This window comes from Actinoplanes oblitus, from assembly GCF_030252345.1.
GTDB classification, from domain to species: Bacteria; Actinomycetota; Actinomycetes; order Mycobacteriales; family Micromonosporaceae; genus Actinoplanes; species Actinoplanes oblitus.
The window spans coordinates 8,007,501-8,021,768 of record NZ_CP126980.1 but is presented as its reverse complement, the minus strand read 5'-3'; the positions used below and the strand labels follow the sequence as shown (position 1 = coordinate 8,021,768).

General features: G+C 72.7%; 18 protein-coding genes (1 of these 18 cut by a window edge). 12 read left to right on the top strand and 6 right to left on the bottom strand.

What is annotated here, in order from left to right; all coding sequences use genetic code 11:
• Position 1 precedes the first annotated feature (1 nt).
• Complete coding sequence (locus Actob_RS35660; RefSeq protein WP_284916334.1) at positions 2-367, top strand: VOC family protein; 366 nt, start codon at positions 2-4, stop codon at positions 365-367.
• On the opposite strand, the gene Actob_RS35655 is transcribed toward Actob_RS35660, so the two are convergent.
• The gene (locus Actob_RS35655) at positions 357-1,565 is read right to left on the bottom strand and encodes an FAD-dependent monooxygenase (protein WP_284916333.1); all 1,209 of its coding nucleotides are present in this window, start codon (positions 1,563-1,565) and stop codon (positions 357-359) included. The genes Actob_RS35660 and Actob_RS35655 overlap by 11 nt on opposite strands.
• 103 nt (positions 1,566-1,668) lie before the next feature.
• Between Actob_RS35655 and Actob_RS35650 the strand changes: the two genes are divergently transcribed.
• From Actob_RS35650 to Actob_RS35630, 5 genes are all read left to right on the top strand, one after another.
• Positions 1,669-2,550, top strand: coding sequence for a TetR/AcrR family transcriptional regulator C-terminal domain-containing protein (locus Actob_RS35650; protein ID WP_284916332.1), 882 nt, complete (start codon positions 1,669-1,671; stop codon positions 2,548-2,550).
• 102 nt (positions 2,551-2,652) lie between these two features.
• Positions 2,653-3,186, top strand: coding sequence for a hypothetical protein (locus tag Actob_RS35645; RefSeq protein WP_284916331.1), 534 nt, complete (start codon positions 2,653-2,655; stop codon positions 3,184-3,186).
• 86 nt (positions 3,187-3,272) lie between these two features.
• The gene (locus tag Actob_RS35640) at positions 3,273-3,914 is read left to right on the top strand and encodes a bifunctional 4-hydroxy-2-oxoglutarate aldolase/2-dehydro-3-deoxy-phosphogluconate aldolase (RefSeq protein WP_284916330.1); all 642 of its coding nucleotides are present in this window, start codon (positions 3,273-3,275) and stop codon (positions 3,912-3,914) included.
• Complete coding sequence (locus Actob_RS35635; RefSeq protein WP_284916329.1) at positions 3,911-4,846, top strand: sugar kinase; 936 nt, start codon at positions 3,911-3,913, stop codon at positions 4,844-4,846. The genes Actob_RS35640 and Actob_RS35635 overlap by 4 nt, the downstream gene beginning before the upstream one ends.
• A 98-nt stretch (positions 4,847-4,944) precedes the next feature.
• Positions 4,945-5,361 carry a PRC-barrel domain-containing protein gene (locus tag Actob_RS35630; protein ID WP_284916328.1) on the top strand — a complete coding sequence of 139 codons (417 nt, stop codon included), beginning with the start codon at positions 4,945-4,947 and terminating at the stop codon, positions 5,359-5,361.
• Between the two features lie 60 nt (positions 5,362-5,421).
• Here Actob_RS35630 and Actob_RS35625 read toward each other — a convergent pair whose 3' ends face one another.
• A complete protein-coding gene (locus Actob_RS35625; RefSeq protein ID WP_284916327.1) occupies positions 5,422-6,144 on the bottom strand; it encodes a TioE family transcriptional regulator in 723 nt (240 codons plus the stop codon).
• A 61-nt stretch (positions 6,145-6,205) separates the two neighbouring features.
• Here Actob_RS35625 and Actob_RS35620 point away from each other — a divergent pair, with 61 nt between their 5' ends.
• The 3 genes from Actob_RS35620 (at position 6,206) to Actob_RS35610 (ending at position 8,215) form a co-directional block, all read left to right on the top strand.
• On the top strand, positions 6,206-6,670 hold the full coding sequence (locus tag Actob_RS35620) for a DUF6194 family protein (RefSeq protein ID WP_407653478.1): 465 nt from the start codon (positions 6,206-6,208) through the stop codon (positions 6,668-6,670).
• A gap of 68 nt (positions 6,671-6,738) precedes the next feature.
• A complete protein-coding gene (locus Actob_RS35615; RefSeq protein WP_284916326.1) occupies positions 6,739-7,323 on the top strand; it encodes a cysteine hydrolase family protein in 585 nt (194 codons plus the stop codon).
• Between the two features lie 7 nt (positions 7,324-7,330).
• A complete protein-coding gene (locus Actob_RS35610) occupies positions 7,331-8,215 on the top strand; it encodes a GlxA family transcriptional regulator (RefSeq protein WP_284916325.1) in 885 nt (294 codons plus the stop codon).
• Between the two features lie 118 nt (positions 8,216-8,333).
• On the opposite strand, the gene Actob_RS35605 is transcribed toward Actob_RS35610, so the two are convergent.
• The 4 genes from Actob_RS35605 to Actob_RS35590 all read right to left on the bottom strand — a co-directional run bounded on the left by Actob_RS35605 (position 8,334) and on the right by Actob_RS35590 (position 12,230).
• Positions 8,334-9,137, bottom strand: a complete 804-nt coding sequence (locus tag Actob_RS35605) for a pectate lyase (protein ID WP_284916324.1) — start codon at positions 9,135-9,137, stop codon at positions 8,334-8,336.
• Between the two features lie 129 nt (positions 9,138-9,266).
• Positions 9,267-10,253, bottom strand: a complete 987-nt coding sequence (locus Actob_RS35600) for an XdhC family protein (RefSeq protein ID WP_284916322.1) — start codon at positions 10,251-10,253, stop codon at positions 9,267-9,269.
• Positions 10,246-10,809, bottom strand: a complete 564-nt coding sequence (locus tag Actob_RS35595; RefSeq protein ID WP_284916321.1) for a nucleotidyltransferase family protein — start codon at positions 10,807-10,809, stop codon at positions 10,246-10,248. The genes Actob_RS35600 and Actob_RS35595 overlap by 8 nt, the downstream gene beginning before the upstream one ends.
• A gap of 23 nt (positions 10,810-10,832) precedes the next feature.
• Positions 10,833-12,230 (bottom strand): hypothetical protein, encoded by a 1,398-nt coding sequence (locus Actob_RS35590; RefSeq protein WP_284916320.1) that lies wholly within the window; start codon positions 12,228-12,230, stop codon positions 10,833-10,835.
• A 110-nt stretch (positions 12,231-12,340) separates the two neighbouring features.
• Here Actob_RS35590 and Actob_RS35585 point away from each other — a divergent pair, with 110 nt between their 5' ends.
• The 3 genes in view from Actob_RS35585 to Actob_RS35575 are tightly spaced (at most 5 nt apart) and all read left to right on the top strand, a layout consistent with a single transcriptional unit that may run on beyond the window.
• Positions 12,341-13,264, top strand: a complete 924-nt coding sequence (locus tag Actob_RS35585; RefSeq protein WP_284916319.1) for a hypothetical protein — start codon at positions 12,341-12,343, stop codon at positions 13,262-13,264.
• On the top strand, positions 13,261-13,686 hold the full coding sequence (locus tag Actob_RS35580; RefSeq protein ID WP_284916318.1) for an ABA4-like family protein: 426 nt from the start codon (positions 13,261-13,263) through the stop codon (positions 13,684-13,686). The genes Actob_RS35585 and Actob_RS35580 overlap by 4 nt, the downstream gene beginning before the upstream one ends.
• A gap of 5 nt (positions 13,687-13,691) precedes the next feature.
• Positions 13,692-14,268, top strand: partial view of a sensor histidine kinase gene (locus Actob_RS35575; protein WP_407653477.1) — the 5' portion only. It continues 962 nt past the right edge of the window; 577 of the gene's 1,539 nt are visible here — the first part of the coding sequence; the start codon lies at positions 13,692-13,694; the stop codon falls past the right edge of the window.

Sequence of the window (14,268 nt, the reverse complement as noted above, 5' to 3'; positions counted from 1 at the left end):
CATGACTGGATTCGCCACTCTCGCGATGCTGAACATGGACGCCGCCGACCCCGGAGCGCTGGCCCGCTTCTATGCCGCGGTGCTCGGCTGGGACGTGCTGCACGCCGACGACGATTACGCGATGATCGGTGACGGCACCACCAACCTGGGCTGGGGCCGGGTGGACGGGTACTCCGGGCCGGGCTGGCCGGTGGAGGCCGCGCCGAAGCGTTACCACCTCGACTTCTACGTCGACGACCTGGACAAGGCCGAGGAGCGGGCGCTCGCCCTGGGCGCCACCAAGCCGGAGTCGCAGCCGACCCCGGAGCGGTGGCGGGTGCTCCTCGACCCGGCCGGGCAGCCGTTCGACATCTGCCTCAAATCCTGACCGCGCCGCCGGCCGGGGCGATCAGGCCGTAGTCCTTCAGCGTGATCGCCTCGGCCTTGCCGAACTGCTTGGCCAGCAGCTGCCGCATCGGCCAGCGGGTCATCATCGACATCGACGTGGCCCGCGCCCGGATCAACAGGCGGGAGTGGGGGGCGAACCCGGCGGCCCCGCCCGGCGGCAGCTCCAGGCCGGCCGCCACGTAATCGGCCATCTCGTTCTGGTACGCCGCGAACGCCGCCTCCGGGTCACCGTGCGCGGCCAGCTCACCGGCCAGCACGTACGCCCCGACCAGGCTCATGCTGGTGCCCAGCCCGACCAGTGGCGACCCGCAGTAGCCGGCGTCGCCGACCAGCGCCACCCGGCCGCGCCACCAGCGCTTCACGTGCACCTGGTTGATCGAGTCGAAGAAGAAGTCCGGCGCGTCCGGCATCTGGCGCAGCAGTTCCGGGATCTTCCAGGCGCCGCCGGCCATCCGCTCGGCGACCACCCGTCGCTCCTCGGCCCGGGTGAGCCGCTCGTAGCGGGGCTCCGGCTCGCGGAACCCGAAATGTGCCTTGGCGGTGCCACCCCGCTCCGGGCGCATCCCGGCGACCCGGCCCGGCTCGTTGTACATCAGGTACCAGTTCTCCAGGTCGCCCGGATCGGTGACGGTGAAGTACGCCGCGTACACGCCCAGGTATCTGACGAACTCCGCCTCCGGGCCGAACGCCAGCGAGCGCACCCCCGAGTGCACGCCGTCGGCGCCGATCACCAGGTCGTACCGTTCCCGCAGGCCACTGGCGAACGTCACGTCGACGCCGTCGCGGTCCTGGTCGAGCGTGGTGATCCGGTCGCCGTACCGATAGTCGGTGTAGCGCTCCGTCGCGTCCCGCAGCACCTCGGCGAGATCGCCCCGGGCGATCTCGATCTCCGCGACCATGCCCTCGCCGCCGAACGCGTCGGCGGGCATCCGGCCCATCGTCCGGTTCCGCCGGTCCACCAGTTTCCAGCCGCGCTCGTCCACCTGGCGGGCCCGGATCGCCTCGCGGATGCCCATCCACTCGACCACCTGCCGGGCCACGCCCCGGATGTCCACCGCGTGCCCGCCCGGCCGGGGCGCCCGGGACTTCTCCACCACCGTCACCTCGGCGCCGGCCCGGTGCAACCAGAACGCGCTGGCCGGTCCCGCGATGCTGCTCCCGGAAATCAGAACCCGCATTTCCCCGCTCCTCTGCGTACTGTGTATATCGATGTACTAGGGACGGTAGGACGCGCCGGACCGGAAGGCGAACCGCACTAGTACGGGGAGGCTGGTGTACTAGGTGGATGCGGCATACACGAAAATCGTGGCGGCCATCCAGCAGATGATCGAGTCGGGCGAGCTGCGCCCGGGCGACCGGGTGCCGTCCGCCCGGGCGATCACCCGCGAGTGGGGCGTCGCGATCGCGACGGCGACCAAGGCGCACGCCGCGTTGCGCGAGGCCGGCCTGACCGTGGCCCGCCCCGGCGTCGGCACCGTGGTCGCCGGGCCGGCCCCGCGCCGCGACACCGACCTGAGCCGGGAGCGGATCGTCGCGACGGCGATGGCGATCGCCGACAAGCACGGCGTGGCCGACCTCTCGATGCGCCGGATCGCCGCCGACCTGGACGTGGCCACCATGTCGCTCTACCGGCACGTGCCCAGCCGGGAGGACCTGGAGCTGGCGATGATCGACGTGGCGCTCGGCGAGCTGCGCGTGCCGCCGCGCTACTCCGGGGACTGGCGGGCCGATCTGGAGGGCTGCGCCCGCGGCCTCTGGGAGGTGTTCCAGCGGCACCCCTGGCTGGGCGTGACCATGTCGCTGACCCGGCCGCAGATGACGCCGAACGCGATGCGGCTGGGTGAGCTGATCATGGGTGCGCTGGCCCGGACCCGGCTGGGCGTTACCGACCGGATGCTGGTCGAGGTGCTGCTGTTCAGCTTCATCCGCGGGGTGGCCAGCGCGCTGGAGCCGGAGGCCACGGCGCGGCGGGACACCGGGCTGACCGACGACGAGTGGATGGACTCGCAGGAGGACGCGTTCCGGCGCTTCCTGGAGTTCCAGCCGATGCCGAACTTCACCGAGCTGTTCCTGCACACGCCGGACTTCGAGTTCGACCTCGCCGTGCTCTTCGAGTTCGGCCTGGCCCGCTTCCTGGACGGGATCGCGGTGTGGATCGGGTGAGCCGCCCGCGTCCGGGCCGCTTCGGCCGGCCCGCGGCGCTTTCGGTACGCCCACCGCGGCCCGCCCGCACGAAATCCCGCGCCGGCTCGATACGGTAGGCCTGTGTCTCAGATCCCGTGGTGGGCACTACCCCTGGTGGCCGCCGTGTTCGCCCTGGCCGGCGCCGCGACGGTGCGGATCGTCGCCGCTCATGACCACGCTCTGCTGAGCCGGCGGCGCCGCAACCGCCGGTGGTACGACGAGCGCAAGGCGGCCTACGTGCAGTTGCTGGCCGCGTTCGAGCGGGCCACCGTGCGACTGCGGGCGAGCTTCGAGGCGGGGGAGAGGGCGCCCGGCCTGCTGGCCTACGTGGACGAGGTGGGTCCGTCGCTGATGCCGGTGCGGCTGCTCGCCTCCGGGCCGGTGCGCAGCGCCGCCCTCGCCGTCCACCTCCAGCTGGAGCGGCTGCACGGACAGATGAACCCGGCGAACGTGACGGGGGTGCGGCCGGAGACCCACTTCCGCGAGTTGCTCGCCCAGGTGCCGCTGGTGATGCAGGAGTTCGAGGCGGCGATCCGGGAGGAGCTGGGCATCCACGAGCTGCCGCCCTCGCACACCCTGAACGGGAGCGCGCGGCGGCTGATGCAACGCGATTAGGCCTGCGGGAATGCGCTTTCCTGCGAGCTGAGAAATCGTTGTTTGCCACTGGCCTCGGCGGTGGTGCGTCGGGCAGGATTCAAGGCGTGACCGATCATCGTGCTCCGCTCGATCCCGTCTCCGCCGCCATCGTCGACAGTGGCATCGTCGCGATCCTGCGCGCTCCGACCGCCGGCGGGTTCGCCGCGATCGCCGACGTGCTGGTGTCCGCCGGCATCACCGCCCTCGAGGTCACCCTCACCTCGCGCGGCGCCCTCGACGCGCTCTCCGGCCTGCGCCGCCAGCTCCCGGCCGGCACGGTCATCGGCGCCGGCACCGTCCTCACCCCGGACGACGCCAAGGCCGCCGTCGACGCGGGCGCCGCCTTCCTGGTCTCACCGGTGCTGGACACCCTGGCCGGGCAGAGCGTGCCGTGCTACCCGGGGGCGTACACGCCGACCGAGGTCTACTCGGCGCACCGGGCGGGTGCGCCGCTGGTCAAGCTCTTCCCGGCCGGGGGACTGCGGCCGGCGTACCTGAAGGATCTCCGCGGTCCGCTCCCGCAGGTGCGGATCCTGCCCACCGGCGGCATCGACCTGGACGACATCTCCGACTGGCTGAGCGCCGGCGCGGCGGCCGTCGGGCTGGGCAGTCCGCTGATCGGCGACGCGGCCACCGGCGGCAGCCTCAAGTCGCTGGCCGCCCGCGCCAAGCACGCCGTCGACGCCGTCACCTTCGCCCGCTCATGACCGGCGCGGGTGGGCTCTTCACGCTCGGCGAGGCCATGGGGATCTTCGTGGCGGACGGCATCGGGACGCTGGAGCACGCGCGCGGTTTCACCCTCGCGGTCGGCGGCGCGGAGAGCAACGTCGCGGTCGGCGTGGCCCGCCTCGGCGGCGCGGCCACCTGGCTGGGCCGCCTCGGCCCGGACTCCACCGGGTCACTGATCGCCGGCCGGTTGCGCTCGTCCGGCGTGCGCGTGATCGCCGTCGAGGACACCGCACCCACCGGCCTGATGCTCCGCTACCGCCGGTCCGCCCAGTTCATCCACGCCGACTACCACCGGGCGGGCAGCGCCGGTTCCCGGCTCACCCCGGCCGACCTGCCACTGTCCGAGCTGGAGTCGGCGGGCATCGTGCACGTCACCGGCATCACCCCGGCCCTCGGTGACACCGCCCGGGCCACCGTCTTCGCCGCGGTGGAGGCCGCCCGCGCCGCCGGCGTCCCGGTCTCCCTCGACGTGAACTACCGCGGCAAGCTCTGGTCCCGCTTCGAAGCCGCCCCGGTCCTGCGGGACCTGGTCGCCCTCGCCGACGTCGTCTTCGCCGGCCCGGACGAGGCCGCCATCATCCTGGACGGCGCCGACCCGGTCGACGGCCTCGCCGGGCTCGGCCCCACCGAGGTCATCGTCAAGGACGGCGCCCGCGGCTGCACCGCCCTGATCGACGGCTCCCGTCACACGGTCCCGGCGCTCCCGGTCACCGCCGTCGACCCGGTCGGCGCCGGTGACGCGTTCGTCGCGGGCTACCTGGCCGACCGTCTGGCCGGCGCCCCGCCCGCCGAGCGCCTGCGGACCGCCACGGCCGCCGGCGCCTTCGCCGTCACCGTCCCCGGCGACTGCGACGGCGCACCCACCCGGGCCGACCTCCGGTCCCTGACCGGCGCCGACATCCACCGCTAACCGCTGGTCGGCGGCCCTTCGTGCCAGTCGTGATTGGAGACCGGCCCACGGGGTAGACACAGAGAAGCGGCATATTCGTCTATTTCGAGGAGGCCGTGATGCAACCTACGCCGTTCACTCCGTGGTCCTGGCGGGATCCGGCCGGTATGTCCGGCGGCAACGCGCCGGCGGGCTCCGACCTGACCGATGACGCCGGGCAGGCCGGCGTGGACCTGGTCGGTTACAAGGTCGAGGCGAGCGATGGGCACATCGGTTCGATCGACCGGGCCAGCTACGACGTCGGTAGCGCTTATCTGGTGGTGGACACCGGGCCGTGGATCTTCGGCCGCAAGGTGCTGCTGCCGGCCGGCACGGTGCAGAACGTCGACCACAGCGACCGGAAGGTCTACGTGGACCGCACGAAGGACCAGATCAAGGCGTCTCCGGAGTACGACAAGGAGACCTTCGAGACGGCTTCGTACCGGGAGCAGGTCGGCGATTACTACACCGGCAGCTATCGGGATTACCCGCGCTGATCGCGGATGATGCCCGCCGCCCCGTCCGCACCCCTGCGGGCGGGGCGGCACCATGCCGGGCTAGGGGCGCAGCGCCAGGAAGTCGGAGAGCCGGGCGGCGGCGGTCAGCATCGCCTGGCCGCGAGCTGTCAGCCGGGCCCGCCACTCGGTCAGCGAAGCTGCCAGCGCCTCCGGGCTGCCGGCGGTGCGCACCTGGTCGAGGACGGTGGCGATGTGCGGCAGCCCGTACCCGCCGCGGCGCAGCAGGTGGGCCAGGTCGGCGTCGCGGACGTCGTCGGGGGAGTAGAGACGCTGCTGGCTGGCCCGGTCGCGGGCCGGCACCAGGATCCCGGCTTGCTCCCATTTGCGCAGCGTGGCGGGGGTGACGCCGAGCCGGTGGGCGAGCACGCCGACCGGAACCGGTCGCTCCGACACCCGGTCCCGGCGGTGGGCGGGAACCGCGGAAAGCGCACCGATGGCACCCTCGACGGCGCTCAGCGTCTCCCGGTCCCGCATCAACCGGGCGTGACCGGCGTCGATGGTGGCGAAGGCGGTGTCCGGGTCACCGCCGAGGACGGCTCGCATGATCACGCCGGCCGGCCCGTGGCCGTACGCGAAAGCAAGCGCCAGAAACGCGCCCACCGCGACCATGTGCGCCTCGCCGTAGGCGCGATATCCGCTGGGCGTCCGCTGCGCCGGCGGGATCACGCCGTCCCGCTCGTAGTTCCGGATGGCCTGCGCGGACAGCCCGTGCCGCCGCGCCAGATCCACCGGGCGAAACGCCGTACGTTGAGACTTCGGCATACCCGTCCTGAACAGAGTCGGCAAAACCTTCACAGGGTGGTTCAACGATACGGTAGAGGTCATGCTGCCCGAACCTCCTGAGGCCGACCGCCTCGACACGCTCGTCGAGCACATCCTGCGACTTCCCGGCGTCACCCAGCTGATCGCCGGCCCCGGCACCGGTGCCCCGGAGCTCAGCTGGGGTGACCGTTTCTTCTTCGCCGGCGAGGACCGGATGCGCCCGTTCGCCACGATCGTCGTGCAAGACGTCCCCGGCTTCGACGAGCGGTCCGATCTGGACCGCCCGGGCGTGTTCCGGCTCAACGTCGAGCTCGGCCGCGAGCGGTTCAAGGCCCTTTTCGGGTACGGCCCGGAGCAGTTCACCGAGCACGAGTCCGCCATCGACTTCACCGCGTCCGGCCGGTGGTTCCCGCACCCGGTCTACGCCGTCCAGGGCTGGGGTTCGATGATCGATCCCGACCCGGCGGTGGTGCAGCCACTTCTCGAGCACGCCCGCGCCCGTTCGGCAGCCCGGCTGCGGCGGTGACCGGATCGTTCCGGGAGCGGGCTGGATGAGGCCTGTTCCGGTCGCCCGGAGCGGCGTTGGATGAGGGCATGACCGAGGCTCTGATCGTGATCGACATGCAGGAATCGTTCCGGGCGCGCCCGCTCTGGGCGACCGTCGACAACCCGGACCTCCTGCCGAACGTCCAGCGGCTGGTGGACCACGCGCGCAATGCCGGAAAGCTCGTCGTCTGGGTGCTGCACACCGAGCCGGGCAGCGGCGGCACCTTCGACCCGGCCAACGGTTTCGTGCACCTGATGCCGGAACTCGTCCCGGCCGCCGGCGAGCCCGTCCTGACCAAGACCGTGCACAACGCGTTCACCGGCACCGACCTGCAGCATCGCCTCACGCTCGGGGGCGTCACCCGGGTCACCGTCTGCGGCATGCGCACCGAGCAGTGCGTCGAGACCACCGCCCGGGTCGCCGCCGATCTCGGGTACCACGTCACCTTCGTCACCGACGCCACCGCCACCTTCCCGATCCCGCACCGCGACGCCCCCGCCGACCAGAGCGTCGCCGAGCTGCTGGCCGACCCGCGTACGCTGTCCGCCGCGGACGTGGTGACCCGCACCGAGTACGCCCTGGCCGGCCGCTTCGCCACGATCCGGACGGTGGCCGACATCGAGAAGGAGTGACCGGATCGTGAGCGTGGTGGTCTTTCTGCTCACCCCGCAGGTCCACCTGCTCGATCTGGCCGGCCCGGCTCAGGTCTTCTCCACCGCCCCCGGCTACACCCTGCGGTACGTGGCCGAGTCGGCCAGCGTCCCCAGCTGGCAGGGCGTCGTCCTGCGGGCCGAGGTGGACTGGCCCGCGCTGTCCCCGGACGACCTGGTCGTCGTCCCGGGGTGGCGCACCGGTTACGGCTTCTTCAGCGCCGGAACGCTCCGCGAGATAGCCGGGCACCACGCCTCCGGCGGCACGGTGGCCAGCGTCTGCTCCGGCGCCGACGCGCTCGGCCGGGCCGGACTGCTCGACGGCCGCCGCTGCACCACCCACCATGACCTGCAGGACTCGCTGGCCCGCAGCCATCCGCGGGCCACGGTCGTCCGGGACGTGCTCTACGTCTGCGACGACCGGGTGATCACCTCGGCGGGCATCGCCAGCGGCATCGATCTGGCCTTGCACCTGGTGGCCCAGCGGCACGGCCCGGCGGTGGCCGCCGGGGTGGCCCGGGAGATGGTCGTCTATGCCCGGCGCAACGGCGACGAGCAGCAGGCCAGCGCGATGCTGCGGCATCGCGGGCACCTCAGCGACGTGGTGCACCGGGTGCAGGACCGGATCGACGCGGCGTTCGCCGAGCCGCTGCCGCTGGCCGAGCTGGCGTCCGGCGCCGGCGTCAGCGAACGCACTCTGACCAGGCTGTTCACCGCCGCGACCGGCCGTACCCCGCTGCGGTACCAGCAGCTGCTGCGCCTGGAGCGGGCGGAGTACCTGATCGGCCACGGCGCCACCGTCGAGGCCGCCGCCCGGGCCGTCGGTTTCGGGGACGCGCGGATGCTCCGCCGGCTGCGATCAAGGACGGTGTGACAGCGAAACGCGCCCGGCGGGGCCCGGCCGATCGCGGGGTCGCGCGGACTCCGACGATCTGGGGATGGCCGAGCCCGATCCGGGCGCGTTCAGTGCGGCGGTCGCGGGGGACGGTGGGTCACTTGTAGGTGATGTTGGCGCTGGTGAACTTGCAGTACGTCCCGTCGCCGCCGGTGCTGCCCTTGTAGGTGGCCAGCTTGGTCGGCTCGGCGCCGGTCTTGTTGCCCTGGTAGGTGACGCAGACGGCGATCTTCTTGCTGCTGTCGCCGACGATCGTGATGTTGCTGAACGTCGCGGTGTCGCCGTAGTTCGCGTTGATGCCGACCAGCGACGAGCCCGGGTAGGTGGCGGTGATCCCGCTCAGCACCACCTTGCGCTTGTACTGCGTCTTGCAGTTGCCGCAGGACCGGTACAGCTTGCCGAAGTCGTCGACGGCGAAGTTCTTGACGGTCAGCGTGCCGCCACCGTTGTGCTGGAACACCTTGTCGTCGGCACCCTTGGCGCCACCGCCGCTGACCGTGTACGTCGCGCCGGACCCGCCCTTGAACGTCGCGGCGTCCTCGCCCACGTTCTCCCACCACACGTTGGTGAGGGTGCAGGAACCGAGGCAGTGCACGCCGTCCGCGGCCGGCGACCCGATGATCACGTTCTTCAGGGTGGCGCCGTCGGCCAGCTCGAACAGCGGGTCCTGGTTCTCGTCCTGGTCGCTGGTGCCCAGCGCGCCGCTGCCGTAGTAGCGCTTGAGGCCGCCGTCCAGCGTGCCGGAGAACGCCTTGGTGGCGGTCAGCTTCACCGTGCCGGTCGCGGTCGGCCAGGTCGCCGCGCTGGCGCCCTGCGTGTAGACCACGGCGCCGACGCCCAGTCCGAGCGCGACCACCGCGACGAGCCCGGCGCGCCACCGTCGCCGAAGATTGTTGAACACGTTTACGGCCTTTCCGGGGAGATGTCGGGGAACGCGACGATCCTGATCCTCAGGAAAGCTTTCTGTCAACGATTCTCATAAATTAAGAATGCGGCCAGAAATGCAATTCTGAAAATGCTTTCGTAAGTGTCAGTGTTCCCGCGGGACGGAAAGGTTGCCCGCCGCGCCGAAGTTTTTGTGGACCGGTCCGGTGACCCGCGACAGCCGGCCGCCGGAGCCGCCGTGGCGCAGCGCGACGATCTCGGCGGCGATGCTCACCGCTGTCTCCTCGGGACTGCGCGCACCCAGGTCCAGGCCGATCGGCGAGCAGAGCCGGGCCAGCTCCGGCTCGCTCAGCCCGGCCGCGCGCAACCGGGCCAGCCGGTCCTCGTGCGTGCGCCGGGAGCCCATCGCGCCGACGTAGCCGACGTCCAGGCGCAGCGCCAGCTCCAGGGTGGGCACGTCGAACTTCGGGTCGTGGGTGAGCACACAGATCACGGTCCGGTCGTCGATCCGGCCGGCCTCGGCCTCGGCGGCCAGGTACCGGTGCGGCCAGTCGACCACCACCTGATGCGCGCCGGGGAAGCGGCGGGCGGTGGCGAAGACCGGGCGGGCGTCACAGACCGTCACCCGATAGCCGAGGAAGCCGCCGATCCGGGCGACCGCCGCGGCGTGGTCGGTGGCGCCGAACACCAGCATCCGGGCCGGTGGCGGGAAGGCGATCTCGCCGGTCGCCCCGACGGCATACCCGTCGGCGATGCGCAGTGCCACCGGCTCACCCCGCTCCACGGCGCTCACCAGGCGCGGCAGATCCGGAAAGGTCAGCCGGTCCACTCGTCCGATGTGCAGCTCGATCGTGCCGCCACAGGGCAGGCCGGCGTCCAGGGCGAGATCATCTGTCACGCCGAAACTCGCCACTTGCGACAAACCGGTCTCGGCCGCCTCCCGGCACAGGTCGTAGACGGCTGCCTCCACGCACCCGCCGGACACGCTGCCGACCGCCACCCCGTCCGGCCCGACCGCCATCGCCGCGCCCACCTGCCGCGGCGCGCTCGACCAGGTGGCGGTCACGATCGCCAGCCCGGCCGGCTCGCCGGCCGACCACCAGCGCAGCAGGTCGGCGAGCACGTCACGCATCGAGGTCTCCCGGGCGGTCCAGATCGGTGTCGTCGGCGATGTCGCCGACCTCGACCACCAGTACCTCGTGCGCGCGCAGGTAATCCCGCGCGCCCCGATCTCCGGTCGCACCGGCCGCGACACCCGCCCAATGCTCGCGCCCGAGCAGCACCGGATGCCCCCGCCGCCCTCGATACCCGCCCATCACCAGGGCGTCCGGCGCGGCGTGCGCGAGCACCCGGCGGACCGCCTCGGCCGTCACGCCGGGCATGTCCACCAGCAGAACCACCACCGCGCCGACGCTCGGGTCCGCGCTCAGCGCCGCCAGCCCGGCCCGCAGCGACGAGCCCATGCCGCCGGCCCACTCCGGGTTGATCACGGTCTCCGGCAGGTCCGCCCGCGCCACGACCTCCTCGGCGCGCGCGCCGAGAACCACCAGGGTCCGCTCACAACCGGCCCGCCGCGAAGTCTCGGCAGCGTGTTCCACCAGAAGCCGATTACGGTACGGGACCAGCGCCTTGGCCATCCCGTACCGGAGTCCCGCCCCGGCGGCGAGCACCAGACCGGCCGTGATCATCGTCGGAGCGTAGCCACGGCGTGTTACAGGAACCCGCGTACCGCGGCGATCGGCAACGCCGTCCGCGGGTGATAGGCGGCACGCCACAGGCCGCCGTGCGCCGCCGCGACCGTCTCGTCCCGCCACGCCGCCGGATCCGCCGCCCGGGGCTTCCGCAGCTGATGGATCATCAGCACGGCCATCAGTTTGCTCGCCGTGGCCGGCTCGAACACCTCCACGCCGAACAGGTGCGCCCCCGCGTACGCCGCCTTGAGCAGCCGGTTGCGCAGCACCGACCGGGTCCGGGTGGGCGGCGCCACCGCGAAGCTGACCGGCCCGTCCCGCCGCGCCACGGTGGCCCGCCAGCGGTGGATCCGTTTCGCCAGCGCGTAGTTCGGTCCCTGCTGCGGGACCAGGCTGTCGCTGATCCCCGGCACGGCCGGCACCGGATAGTTGGGCAGCAGCAGCCGGCCACCGGAGAGCGGAGTGGTCAGCCGAGCCCGGCGGCCGCGCTCGGCGTACCTGGCCCGGGACTGCTCGACGGCTCCGGCCGGGACCGCGTACACGTCGGTCGGGGTGGCCAGCACGGTCAGCGCGGTGTCCGGCCGCTGCTGCCGGACGTGCACCGACAGGGCGTCGACAGCGGCGGCCAGCCTCGGGTAGGCGTTGCCCGGCGCGTACCCGTAGTTGCCCAGCACCAGCTGCCCGTCGAAGCCGAGCAGCCAGTGCGCGACAGCGGGCAGGGCGGCTTGCAGATCGGCGCCCGGCGTCCCCGTCCCGGCCACCGCCGGCGCCAGCAGGCGCCCCGCCGACCCGGTCACCACCGCGCCGATCCGCTCCCACAGCTCGGCCAGCGGCAGGTCGATCGCCAGCACGGTGGCGCCCCAGTCGAGCAGCGCCTTCAGCGGGCCCATCTCGGCGCCCGCCCCGAGCAGCGCGAACGTCAGGTCACCGAGGTCCAGCCAGCCCGGGTTGGCGGCCACCTCCCGCACCGCCTCGGCGCACGACTCCTCGACCACCCCGGCCGCCACCCACCCGTCCAGCCGGCGGACCAGCCCGGACAGATCCCGGTCCGGCGCCGCCAAGCCGGCCATCTCCACCGTCTCGTACGGCTGCCGCGGCTCCGCCATCAGCGCCTGCGCCAGGCTGAACTCCGCACCGTCGCGCAGCACGTAACGCATCCGGGCCTGCACCGAGGCCAGGCCGGCCTCGGCGATCGCGTAGCCGGCACTGCCGTCGGCGCTCAGCCCGGCCTCCACCAGCGCCCGGAAGTGCCGCAGATAGCCGCGCCGCCAGTCGGACTCGCGCTCGGCCGCCGCGGCGGCCGCCGGGTCGATCGGGCGCAGCGCGTCGGCGACCACCGCGCGGCCCAGGGACGCGCTGCTGCGGCGTCCCGTGTGGTCGATGGGGAAGTCGGTCAGGCCGGCGGATGCGGGGTGCACCGCGCCAGTATCACCCCTCCTACCCCGGGAGGAGGCGGCCTCGGACGAGCGGCCGCGACTGCGGCCCGCGGGCTGGCGATTCCGGGCCCGCGCGGCGGGACTCTGACGCCATGACGACCATCGAAGTCTCCGCACCGCGGCACTGGCATCGGCCGCTGCTGGCGCTCACCTGGGCGTCGGTCGCACTGGCCGTGATCGCCGGGATCGGCCTGTTCGCCGACTCCCGGGTCCTGACCGGGGTGCCGATCTGGCTCAAGCCGTTCAAGTTCGCCGTCTCGTTCGCCGTCTACGGCTGGACGCTCGCCTGGCTGCTCGCCGCGCTGCCGAGACGCAGCCGCCTCGCCGCCCGGGCCGGCACCGTCGTCGTCGGCGTCTCGGCGATCGAGCTGGCCATCATCACCGTCCAGGTCATCCGGGGCACCACCAGCCACTACAACCAGACCACCCCGCTGAACGCGACGCTCTGGTCGATGATGGGCGCCTCGATCATGGTGCTCTTCCTCGCGCACCTGACCATCGGCATCGTCGCGCTGCGGCAGCGGATCGCGGACAGGGCTGCCGCGTACGCGATCCGGCTCGGCCTGTTCATCTCGCTGCTCGGCATGCTCGCCGCCGTCCCGATGACCACCCAGCGGACCGGTATCGAGGGGATCACCGGGGCGCACAGCGTCGGCGTGCCGGACGGCGGGCCGGGCATGCCGCTGACCGGGTGGAGCACCACCGGCGGGGACCTGCGGATCGGCCACTTCGTCGGGCTGCACGCGATGCAGGTGCTGCCGTTCCTGGCGTTCGCGCTGGCGCGCTGGGCGGGGGACCGGCTGGACGCGCGGACACGGGCGGGGCTGGTGCTGGTGAGCGGATTGGCGTACGCCGCAATCGTCCCTGTTCTGACCTGGCAGGCCATGCGTGCGCAACCGCTGCTGCGACCGGATGGGATCACCCTCCTGGCGCTCGCGGCCCTGGCCGCGGCAACCGCTACCGGCATCGGCCTGGTCTTGTCCCGCGGCCGCCGGCCGGAGATGGTGACGGCGTGACGGCGTTTCTGTTCACCCTGACGTTCCTGCTGGCCGCGCCGTTCTGGGCGCTGATGATCCTGGCACCGGGCTGGTCGTGGACCCGGCGGATCGTCGCCTCGCCGCTGATCGTGCTGCCGGTGGTGCTGATCTACGCGGTGCTGGTCCTCGCCAACCTCGGCGAGGTGCTGCCGGCGGTCGCCGATCCCACCCTGGGCGGGGTGCGCGACCTGCTCGGCAGCGCCGACGGGGCGGCCGCCGGCTGGGCCCACATGATCGCCTTCGACCTGTTCGTCGGCCGCTGGGCCTGGCTGGACGCCCGCGAGCGAGGCATGCCGCACCTGGTCCTCGCGCCGATCCTGGTGCTCACCATCCTGCTCGGACCGCTCGGGCTGGCCGCCTATCTGGCGGTCCGCACGCGCTGGCGGCAGGACCTAGGCTGAGCGCCATGGCCAAGTTCCTCGATGCGCGGGACACCCTCACGCGCTCGGCGCTGCTGGATCTCAGCGGCCTGGCCTACCTGCTCGTGGTCAACCACACCGACCATCCACCGACCCCGGCGCAGTGGGCCCTCGCGGTGCCCGCCTTCGCCTCCGCGCTGCTGCTGCACCGCCGCCAGCCGATCAACCTGCTGGTGCAGACCACGCTGTTCGCCGTCGCGCTGGCGGTCCTGGACGACGCGACGATCAACCAGGTCGGCACCGCGTGGGCGGTCGGCGAGCTGGCCCTCTGGGCGCCCCGGACGCGCTACCTGGTGGCCGGGGTCTCGCTGGTGGCCGCGGTCTTCCTGATCGGCGACCCGCCCTCGTCGTCATCGTCGTCCTCGTCGATCCTCGAGGCCATCGTCGGCCTGGCGATCAACCTGGGGCTTCCGGTGCTGCTCGGCCTGGTCGTCCGGACCACCCGGGAGCTCGGCGTGCAGGCCGAGCGGCGGGCCCTGGAGGAACAGCGGCGGCGCGAGTCGGAGCACCGGGCGGCCCGCGCCGACGAGCGCAGCGCCATCGCCCGCGAGCTGCACGACGTCG

What these genes read in the sequence shown, in the direction of transcription:
- Actob_RS35600 (WP_284916322.1), bottom strand. Translation starts at nt 10,253, where the DNA reads ATGCGTGACGTGCTCGCCGACCTGCTGCGCTGGTGGTCGGCCGGCGAG.
- Actob_RS35660 (WP_284916334.1), top strand. Translation starts at nt 2, where the DNA reads ATGACTGGATTCGCCACTCTCGCGATGCTGAACATGGACGCCGCCGAC.
- Actob_RS35595 (WP_284916321.1), bottom strand. Translation starts at nt 10,809, where the DNA reads ATGATCACGGCCGGTCTGGTGCTCGCCGCCGGGGCGGGACTCCGGTAC.
- Actob_RS35585 (WP_284916319.1), top strand. Translation starts at nt 12,341, where the DNA reads ATGACGACCATCGAAGTCTCCGCACCGCGGCACTGGCATCGGCCGCTG.
- Actob_RS35655 (WP_284916333.1), bottom strand. Translation starts at nt 1,565, where the DNA reads ATGCGGGTTCTGATTTCCGGGAGCAGCATCGCGGGACCGGCCAGCGCG.
- Actob_RS35625 (WP_284916327.1), bottom strand. Translation starts at nt 6,144, where the DNA reads ATGCCGAAGTCTCAACGTACGGCGTTTCGCCCGGTGGATCTGGCGCGG.
- Actob_RS35620 (WP_407653478.1), top strand. Translation starts at nt 6,206, where the DNA reads ATGCTGCCCGAACCTCCTGAGGCCGACCGCCTCGACACGCTCGTCGAG.
- Actob_RS35635 (WP_284916329.1), top strand. Translation starts at nt 3,911, where the DNA reads ATGACCGGCGCGGGTGGGCTCTTCACGCTCGGCGAGGCCATGGGGATC.
- Actob_RS35630 (WP_284916328.1), top strand. Translation starts at nt 4,945, where the DNA reads ATGCAACCTACGCCGTTCACTCCGTGGTCCTGGCGGGATCCGGCCGGT.
- Actob_RS35615 (WP_284916326.1), top strand. Translation starts at nt 6,739, where the DNA reads ATGACCGAGGCTCTGATCGTGATCGACATGCAGGAATCGTTCCGGGCG.